Source organism: Chitinivorax sp. B, from assembly GCF_005503445.1.
In the GTDB taxonomy this organism is placed as follows: Bacteria; Pseudomonadota; Gammaproteobacteria; order Burkholderiales; family SCOH01; genus Chitinivorax.
In genome coordinates this window covers 1-9876 of sequence record NZ_SCOH01000073.1, presented here as the reverse complement: position 1 = coordinate 9876, position 9876 = coordinate 1, and the positions used below count along the sequence as shown (strand labels likewise).

At 59.4% G+C, this 9876-nt stretch carries 7 protein-coding genes; all 7 read left to right on the top strand.

The genetic code is table 11. The annotated features are described in order from the left end of the window. Window positions 1-142 precede the first annotated feature (142 nt). A complete protein-coding gene (locus FFS57_RS23660; protein WP_171014174.1) occupies window positions 143-697 on the top strand; it encodes a (2Fe-2S)-binding protein in 555 nt (184 codons plus the stop codon). Between the two features lie 184 nt (window positions 698-881). Beyond that, window positions 882-1868 carry a DNA-binding protein YbiB gene (ybiB, locus tag FFS57_RS23655; protein WP_349306751.1) on the top strand — a complete coding sequence of 329 codons (987 nt, stop codon included), beginning with the start codon at window positions 882-884 and terminating at the stop codon, window positions 1866-1868. A gap of 70 nt (window positions 1869-1938) precedes the next feature. Then, on the top strand, window positions 1939-3057 hold the full coding sequence (locus FFS57_RS26180; protein WP_137940298.1) for an isochorismatase family protein: 1119 nt from the start codon (window positions 1939-1941) through the stop codon (window positions 3055-3057). A 2-nt stretch (window positions 3058-3059) separates the two neighbouring features. Further along, window positions 3060-3779 (top strand): glycine-rich domain-containing protein, encoded by a 720-nt coding sequence (locus FFS57_RS25435; RefSeq protein ID WP_171014173.1) that lies wholly within the window; start codon window positions 3060-3062, stop codon window positions 3777-3779. Between the two features lie 697 nt (window positions 3780-4476). Then, on the top strand, window positions 4477-4845 hold the full coding sequence (locus tag FFS57_RS23640; protein WP_137940296.1) for a hypothetical protein: 369 nt from the start codon (window positions 4477-4479) through the stop codon (window positions 4843-4845). Between the two features lie 2 nt (window positions 4846-4847). Next, window positions 4848-6173 carry a putative Ig domain-containing protein gene (locus FFS57_RS23635; RefSeq protein WP_137940295.1) on the top strand — a complete coding sequence of 442 codons (1326 nt, stop codon included), beginning with the start codon at window positions 4848-4850 and terminating at the stop codon, window positions 6171-6173. Between the two features lie 143 nt (window positions 6174-6316). Continuing rightward, a partial coding sequence (locus tag FFS57_RS23630; RefSeq protein ID WP_249384142.1) for a DUF6531 domain-containing protein occupies window positions 6317-9876 on the top strand: 3560 nt, incomplete at its 3' end.

The window sequence follows — 9876 nt, the reverse complement described above, 5'->3', positions numbered from 1 at the left end:
AGTGGCTGTATCATAGCCTCTCTTGACAAGAAACACAACACGCTTTTACGATTTACTAGCGTCGTGCGGCATCTTTGGCACCATCCGGCGCCCACACACTTTTACGAATAGCCAAATCATACTGCCATGGCAGATGGTGATCATGCGCAAGGGCGATGCCATACAACGGTTACAAAGCCTGCAGCCATTTCTGAATCGCTTCAGCTATGCCACGGTTGGTTTGTTTGGCCGTGATGAGCCGGCCGTCATCCTGCGTGTTGCTTGTGAAGCCGCCCCTGATCCAACCATGCTGAGCGGGTTGGATCAATTACTGGCCATGGTGGATGAAGGCAATTGCATGACCTACAACGACCCACGTCGGGGGGTCTCAAAACGGGTACTGGTGGGACCCAACGGAAAAATTGAAGGCGTACGGCTGACAGGGGAGACCGCTGCCCGTGATTGGTTGAAAGAGTTGATCGCCGAGGGGCGCCCAGCCACTGAGCTGCGTGCCTGGGTATTGGCACCTGCCGACAAACCACCACAAGGAGGGGAAGGGCGGGGCCAAATCGTGTGTAACTGCTTGAATGTATCAGCAAAAGATATCCAGGCTGGTATTGATGCTGGGTTGGATTTGCCCGGTCTGCAGCAACAGCTGAAATGCGGCACTTCCTGTGGTTCCTGTGTACCGGAGATCAAGCGCATGGTGGCACGGTGAGTGGTGGTCGCGTAATGCGCCGGTTCGATGTCGATGTTCGGCAAGTCATGGCCATATCAAACGGCAAAGGCTGGAAAACCCAGCCACAATACAAATAACAGATATGGCGCACTCATCTGGCAACCGTTCGTCGTTGCCTGGAGCGGTATACCATATCAGTCAATAAATCCGGATGGAGTGCAGCATGCTGAACATACCCCGCTTTTTGCGAGAGATTGGCCGTGGCCGTGATGGCGCACGAGATTTGAATGAGGCGGAAGCCTATGAATTGTTCAGTGCCATGCTCGATGGTGGCATCGATGAGCTGGAACTGGGCGGTGTGTTGATTGCTTTCCGGATGAAGTCGGAATCGCATGATGAGTTGTGTGGCTTTTTTCGTGCCTGTGAGGATCGGCTGATCCGTCTGCGCCGGCCCAGTGGTAAATTGTTGCCAGTGGTCATCCCCAGTTACAACGGTGCTCGGCATCAAGCCAATCTGACACCGTTGCTGGCGCTGTTGTTACAGCGTTTCGGTGTGCCGGTACTGGTCCATGGCCCATTGGAAGGCATGGGACGTGTCGGGACGGCGACCATTTTCCGAGAGCTGGGTATTCTGCCCTCCGCTACCTTGGCGAAAACCCAGGAGGCATTGGACCGCGATGGTTTGGCCTTTGTGCCCACCCAGGTGGTATCTCCTGGCTTGAACAATCTGCTGGCGTTGCGTGCCCGCTTGGGTGTGCGCAATAGTGCACACAGCCTGGTGAAGATGATCGACCCGTTGGAAGGTGACAGCGTACGCTTGGTCAGTGTCAGCCACCCTGAATACATGACAAAAATGCGGGATTTTTTCTCGGCGGGGGATGCCACAGCCATGTTGTTGCGTGGCACGGAAGGGGAGGCATTCGCCAACCCCAAACGTCGCCCACAGATCGAATTGTTCAAAGGTGGTGTGCATCAAGTCCTGTTTGAGTCGGAGATCGGACCGATCGCCCATCTGCCCAAATTGCCCGAGTCGATCGATGCATCTGCCACCGCTACCTGGATCACCCAAGCCATGGCTGGCCATCAACCGCTGCCGACGCCCTTGGTCAATCAACTGGCGTGTTGCCTGTATGCCTGCGGCTATGCGGAAGATATGAATCAGGCCAAGGCGATTGTGGCGGTAGAAACCAACAGCCTGGCGGTGGCCTGACCAGGCAGGCCAACGTTGTCCTTACCAATGTAGCTCGCAAGCATGGGTTGCATTTGGTAGATTGTATGTCATGACATGCACACTACCTGCTTTATCCATTCGACCAGTCCACCCACAGGATGCAGAGGCATTCGCCGCTATGTTCCGCGCATTGGTGCTGGATACCCCCTTCATGTTGTTGACGGCACGTGATCGATTGCCCAGCCCGGCCACCATGGCCGACACGATTCGCACCACGTTGCACACCGATAACAGCATGATCTTTGTTGCTGATGATGGTGACGGCGGTCTGGCGGGTTTTATCCGTCTGATCGGTGGCAGCGTCAGTGGCGATCGTCACCGCGCCACGCTACTGGTGGGGGTGCTGCCCGAGTATCGGCGGCAAGGTATTGGCCGCCGCCTGTTGCAGATCGGCGAAGACTGGGCACGTAGCGAACACCTGACCCGGCTGGAATTGACCGTGATTGCCCATAATCGGCCCGCCGTGCGCTTGTATGGCGAGTTGGGGTATCAGTGTGAAGGCATCAAGCGACAATCGGTGAAATCGGCAGATGGCTACTGGGACGAATACCACTTTGGCAAATTGCTCGACCACGTATCTGCTGACCATCTATCGCCATTGCCTGTACTGCCACATAACGCCTGCCTATTGTTGATCGACCTGCAAGATGCTGTTGATGACCCCAGTTGGGGGGCACGTAACCACCCTGATGCCGAACAACAGGTAGCCAGCTTGTTGGCAGCTTGGCGGCAGCGCGGCATGCCCTTGATCCATGTTCGTCACATGTCCACCGAGCCGGCATCTACTTACCGGCCGGGGCAGCCTGGTAACGAGTTCAAGAAAGCGGCCAAACCGCTGCCGGGTGAAACTATCATTGAAAAGCAGACCAATAGTGCATTCATTGGTACACCGTTGACGGATCAGTTGAAGGTATGGGGTGTCCAAACCTTGGTGGTGGCAGGCGTGAGCAGCAGCAACTCGGTTGAAGCGACCGTACGGATGGCAGGGAATCTGGGATACCAGGTCGTGTTGGTCAGCGACGCCTGTTTTACGTTCGGCCTGACCGATTTGAACGGTCGCTATTGGCCGGCTGATGATGTGCATGCATTGTCCATGGCCAATCTGCAGGGTGAATATGCACAGGTGACGACGACAGCGAACGTGTTGGAAAGGTTGGGGGCAGGATGAGCATGTTGTTCTGGCTGGCTGGGGCAGCGGTGATCAGCACGCCGCTGGCATTGCGCTCTTGGCGACGTAGTGTGCAGAAACGACGCTTGCAGTTCATACAGCAGTATCAGTTTCCTGGTTCGCTACTGCAACGCTTCAAGCAACAACGGCCGGAGCTGAGCGAACAACAGGTCAGGCAGGTGGAAGCCGGCCTGCGCCAGTACTTTCGGATGACCTTGCAGTCAGGTCGCAAATTGGTCGCCATGCCATCCAGGATTGTTGATGAGCTTTGGCACGAATTCATACTGTTTACCCGCAATTATCAGTCTTTCTGCAAGCAAGCCTTTGGCTACTTTCTGCACCATACCCCGGCAGCAGCGATGAGCAGTGAGCAGACGCAGCGTCGTGCCATCAAGCGTGCCTGGTATCTGGCCTGTCAGGATGAGCTGATTCCACCGCGCAGTGCAAAGCGCGTACCGCTGATTTTCGGCCTGGATCTGGCTTTATCCATCCCCGGTGGGTTTTATTATGTACCGGATTGCAATCAGGCCGTTGCCGGGGGAGCCGACAGTGGCGGGGCCTATTGCGGCGCCGACGTGGCAAGTTGTTCCGGCAGTGGCGCCAGTGGCTGCAGCAGTAGTGGTTGTAGTGGCGGGTCGGATGGAAGTAGCTGTAGTGGTGGCAATGATGGTGGCAGTAGTGGGTGCAGCGGTGGCGGTTGTGGGGGCGGGGGTGGGGATTAGCGGCTGCTGATCCGGCCAACGTATCTTGGCAGGCTTGCAAAGGTACTGACCCCAACGACACAGCTCAGCACAGCGCGCATCCTGACTGCTTTTGGTACCCCGTATTCGATTTCTGCCCCACAGCCCTGGCATACCGAAGCAGCATACGGTACGTCGCCGAAGCAATGGGAACATTTCATCACAGCCTGACGATTCATCATTTCCTCGCGCAAATGGTCGAGCAGATCAACAGTGAATCTCATGTTGTCAAATTGATCGCACCTTCCGAAAATTCTGAATTACTCATTGATGGTAATTATTGGTCTGAATTTTCTATATTTTATTCAGCGCGAATTCTGACTGGAACATCTTCCTGATTTTAATTGATGTGCGCATGTTCGCATTGCTTTGATTACATAATTTCAATGCATGTCAGATGCTTGCAATAGTGCCATCCTGCCCGAAATTTCATGATTTACCCAATACGTACTGATCATTATTCTTCAATTCGTAATTGACTGAATGAACATGTTTTTGCTATCCGAATGTGAAGCGCCTATAGTGCCTCCCGCTATTGGGTAGCCCAAGCCCATTTGCAATCATTGGTTTTAAACATAATTAGAAGCCAGATTAGAAGCCAGTTGAATCGAACCGGCGTATCGTGAAGTCATGCCGAATACTCGGCCGTGCCATCAATCAATGCAATTCGGAAGAGCCCATGAAAATGAAACAGGCAGGTTTGGCAGTTGCGCTGTTGTTGTCGATGATGCAGTCCGCCGAAGCGGCCCCAATCTGGTGTGTCGGCAAATTCCAGAAACTGTATATCAGCGAAAGTGGTGAGTTGTTTGTGCTACCAGACTGGCGCCAGGACTGGGTGCAGTTGTGCAACATGAATGCGGATTCGAAAGGCATCACCCCGACAGTCTGCGGCACGATGTTCGCCGCTGCCAAAACGGCTGTGTCCACCAAGGCCGTCACCACCATTGCTTACTGGGATCGCGAATCGCCGGCTCCTGCTGCCTGCAACGTGGTACCAACCTACCAGAACGCGCCCGCGCCCGGCTACATCATGTTGCATGGGGATTGAGCATGCCGAACGCCGTTCCATCGACGATGGCAGTTGCTGGTATCGTCATGCTGCTGCTGGCAGTGCCCACGCTGGCCGCTCCTGCTGAGCCACTGGATGCCGCCCGTGACAGGGCACTGGCCTGGCTGATTCGGGGTCAACAGGCCGATGGCAGTTGGCGCAAGCTGGACAGTGTCGCAGTGCAGTCGACCGCCCTGGTTCTGGATGCCTTTGCGCGATTCGGGGTCAAGGGGGTGGCGGCTGATCGCGGGGTCAGTTGGCTGGCCAACGCCCCTGCCGACAATCACGACGCCCTCAGTCGCAGCCTTGGTACGCTGGGTGAGCGCGGCCTGAATGTGTCGCGCCCGTTGGCGGAGTTGATGCAGGGCGCTGATTCGACCGCGATCGGCTGGGGGATCTACCCGCAATATCGCGCCAGCTCACCCGATACCGGGCTGGTTCTGCTTGCCGTACAGCGCAGCAAGGTGACCCTGCCCAAATTAGCGGAGGGCCTGGCGCTATTGGTGGGCGCCCAGCAGGCAGACGGAGGCTGGGGCTATGGCCCGCTGGACAAAGTGTGGGCGGGCTCCGGGCTGGAGGCGGCGACCGGCAGCGACGTGTTGCCCACGGCCGTTAACGTGATGGCGCTGAGCACTGCCAAAGCCAAACATCCGCAACCGACCAGCCTGGCCAACGGCATCAATTGGCTGAGTGCTCAACAACTCGCCAGCGGTGGATTCGGCGCCCCGAATGGCACAGTGCTGGAAACTGCGCTGGCCGCACAAGCGTTGGCCGCCGAGAAGGGGCCAGCCGATGGCAGCGTGCAAAAAGCGCAGGCCTTCCTGTTGAGCAAACAACAGGCCGATGGTAGTTGGGGCGGTGATCCGTTGCTGACCGCCAGTGCCTTGCAGAGCTGGCCAGCCAAGCTGTTGCTGGATACCGACAAGGACGGGGTGCCGGACAGTGTCGAGGCGATCCTCAACACCTCCAGCACCGTTGCCGAACGACCGGCCAGTGTTGATAACGGTCGTGCGGTGCTGGGCGTCAACGTCCAGCTGGGGTACGAGCGCTATCTCACCCGCGACAAACCGTTTACCGACACCTTGCCGACCCGTGGCATCGAGCAGGTCAATCGTTGGTCTCTGCTTGATGGCAACCTGCCGCTGGGGTTGACCTTGGATGCGGCGAACGGCCAGATATCGGGTACGCCAACACAGGTGGGCCGCTACCCCTTCCGCTACCAGCTCAGCAATGCGGCGGGTGACGTCAAAACGGTACCGGCTGTGCTCACGGTCACACGGGGTGTGGATCGTAAGTTGCTGCAGCTGATCCTGATGCTGGAAGACTGATTCATGGCCATCCCCTGATCTGCCGCGCCGGCTACCTGCCGGCTCATGCGTTACCGGATTCCCCCTTACCAGATACCGACAGCTTGACTGCCGCGGGCCGCCGATTGCCCGCCGGTCGGCGCGGTTGCGCCAGGATATGTTGCATGCCAATCAAAACACGATACTTGCCGTTGGGTGGCCTACTGGGCGTGGCGCTGTTCGCCAGCCTGCCGTTGGCGGAGGCCGCGCTGGCCCCTGCGCCGGACACGTTGGCCCAGGTGGTGCAGTCACGGGTCGCCAATACGCTGGACGACCCGTTGGCAACCCGCCTCGACCACGAGTTGACGCAATTGCAGGAAATGCTGAGCCGTCGCCAGCCGGCGATGACTGCGTTCCACCCGCTGCCCGCCGGTGCCGAGCAACCGCTGAACACGGACAGCTTCACCCGACAGCTGACTCGCCGGCTGGCGGCATTGAAGCAGTTACAGACCGACACCGCCACGCGCCTGACCACGCTGCAGTCCCAGGCGGCGGGTCGCCATGGCCTGGCCGCGCAGATCGACCAGCGGTTTGAGGCGCTACGGCAGGACCTGACCCGGCTGATGGTCGATGCCGGTTCGGTCAACGAGCCACCCGCACTGGCCGCCCTGCAGCAACGCCTGCACCACTGGCAACAGGCCGCGGCCCAGCGGGTGGCGGTATCGAATCAACCAGTACCGACCATTGACCAGGTCAGCGGTAGCGCTGCGCCCTTGGCCACTGACTTGCCGGTCGTGACCGCGCAGGCCCGAGCGCTGCTGCCTGCGTTCGAGCGGCTGGCCCCGCGCAACGCCACGCTGGCCGCAGCCCAGACCGATTGCGGCAGCCAGGCGGCAGATCTGCAAACAGTGGCCGATACCGAAGCGACGGCAGATATCCGGGAGCTGGCCAGCAAGCTTGGCAACGCGCCGGCGAAGCTGTTCGAGTTTGTGTCCAACGAGGTGCAGTTCCAGCCGTATTACGGGGCACTGAAAGGCGCACAGGCCACCTTGCTGTCGCGCTCAGGCGGCCCGACCGATCAGGCCAGCCTGCTGATCTCGCTGCTGCGGGCATCGGGCATCCCGTCCCGCTACGTGCGTGGCCAGGTGGTGTTTGCGGCCAGCGACCCGCGCGTATTGCGCTGGATAGGCGCTAAAACCATCCCGGCGGCAGCCAGTGTGCTGGCTGCTGGCTACAACGGCAGTGCGGGCGGGGTGATGTACAACGACAAGGCCATCGCCTTCAACCATGTCTGGGTCGAGGCGTGTGTCCCGTATACCCATTATCGCGGCAGCGGCGCTGACACAACGGGCAAACGTTGGGTGCCACTCGACCCAAGCTTCAAAGATCTGCGCTATCAGCAAGGCATGACTGTCCCGGCGCAGTTCGATTTCAGTGGCTTTCTGCGGCGCACCGATCGGCTGTTGCCACATGAGGTGTTCGCACAGCAGATCGAAAAAGCTGCCCGCAGCCTCGACCCGAATGCCAGCATCGTCGATGTGCCGTACCAGGGCACGCTGCAGAAACGGCCACGCGATCTGTTGCCGGCCAGCCTGCCGTACAGTGTGAATCAATACAGCAAGTGGGAGAATTCGGGCCTGCCGGATACGGCGGTATTGCCGGGCAGCCATCGCTACCGGGTGACCGTGGCCGGCCTGGATCTGCCGGGGGGCGGATTGAACCTGTGGTTGTCGGATCTGGCCAGCAAGCGGCTGACCTTGTCCTTCAAGGGGGCGGATGCGACCCAGCAGACCGCCCTGCAGCACTGGATCAACAACCCTGGGCAGACTGCCGCGCCCTGCGATATCCAGGTGGTGGCGAGCCTCAAGCTGGAAGGGGTGGAGCAGGTGGCTGGCACGGTGGCCCGGCCGCTCTGCAAGACCAATGACAGCCTGACCCTGAGCTGGGTACTGCCGGAGCTGAACCTGAGCCGCGCCAAGGCGTTTCAGCACACCATCAGCGCGGCCAATCACCATGCGCTGTTTGTGTATGCGCACCAGGCGTCGGATACCTACCTGGAACGCCGCACCGCCAAACTGCTGGCGCGCATCAAGACCACGGCCGACCCGAACAGCGCGGCCGACGACATCGAGGGTGAATTCCTCAACCTGACCGGCCTGCGCTATATGCGCTATGTCACCGATGCCGGCAAACAGATTGGCCAACTGGCGGGGGAAAGCGGGGAGTCCGGTTTCCACATCGGGCTGACGGCCACGCAGATGCGGGTGTCCTACCTGTTTGACGTGCCGTATGCGGTGTACCGGGTGGGTTTCCTGACCGATGTACCGGGCGGGGAAAGCCGCAGTACCAATTTGACGACCGGCCAGTCCAGCAAGGACACCTTCGTGCTGATTGGTTATGCTGCCTCGCACTATGAGTCCTACATCTGGCAGGAGATGGCCCGCATGGATGCCATCTCGACCATCTCCGGCATTCAGCGTCACCACCAGGGCGGCGGCCAGGTGGTGGAAATCAATCAGAGCAATCTGGCGACCTACTATAACCCGGGCGCGACCCCGCCACTGAACCGGCTGGGCGAATGCGGCCCCGGGGTGGCCAAGCATTTCAGCACGCCGTTGTTCAGGCCCGACACCGTGCGGGTGCGGGTACCGTTGGGGGCAGTCAACTTTGGGGATTGGCGTGGCTGCGTGTGGCAGGCGGATGGCAACTATGCGGCCAACAACAATTTCTTTGCCAGCTACGCGATCAACAAGCTGGCCGGGGCGGTGACCCTGTTCGGCAAGGCCAATGCCAATGCCCGACTGAATGGCGGGCTGATGGGCTTCCTCGGTTACAACCCCGACCTGTTCAGCCGCTACGATCCGATTCCCCGAATCAACGCCGCCCTGTCGGCCAGTGGCTGGATTCCCGGGCAGACCGTGGCCGGCGACCCGGTCAGCATGGTGACCGGTAACGTCTACCACGTCGAACGCGACATCTCGATCAAAGGGCGCGGCCTGCCCTTGGTGTTTGAACGCAGCTATAACAGTACCAATCCGCAGGATGGCCCGCTGGGCTTTGGCTGGACCCACAGCTTCAATCATTCGTTGCGCTTTCTGGATGTCGATGAGGACGGCAAACAAGAAGACGGGCTGACCACCAAGGTGGTCTGGACTGACGGTAGTGGGGCCAGCAAGGCCATCATGATCCAGGGTACTGCCGATGGCATCACCCCTGGCCGCACGGATTTCAAAGTACCGGATGGCTATTACTTCACGATGCAGCGCCTGCCCAATGGCCTGTATGTGATCACCGAACCCAATGGCCTGGCCTATTCCTTCGAAAGCATGCAGGGCAAAGTCAATGAACTGTCGCGGCTGATGTTCATCGACGACCGCCACGGCAACCGGCTGAGCCTGGGCTATGACGGCCCACGCCTGACCGGGGTGGTGGATGCGCTGGGGCGCCGCCTCAACCTGACCTACAGCGGCGAGCGCATCGCCAGTATTGCCGACTGGACGGGCCGTACCTTCCGTTACGAGTATGACCCGCAGGGCAACCTGAAATCGTTCGCCAATCCCTTGGCCAGCGCCGGCAAGCAAGCGCCGGTGTACTACGACTATTACAGCACCGCCGACGGCCCGCGCATCAACCACGCGCTGAAGCGCTATGTATTGCCACGCGGCAACAGCATGACCTTCGAGTACTACCCAGATGGCCGCGCCTTCCGCCACACCACCAGCCTCGGCGAAACCACCCGCTTCGG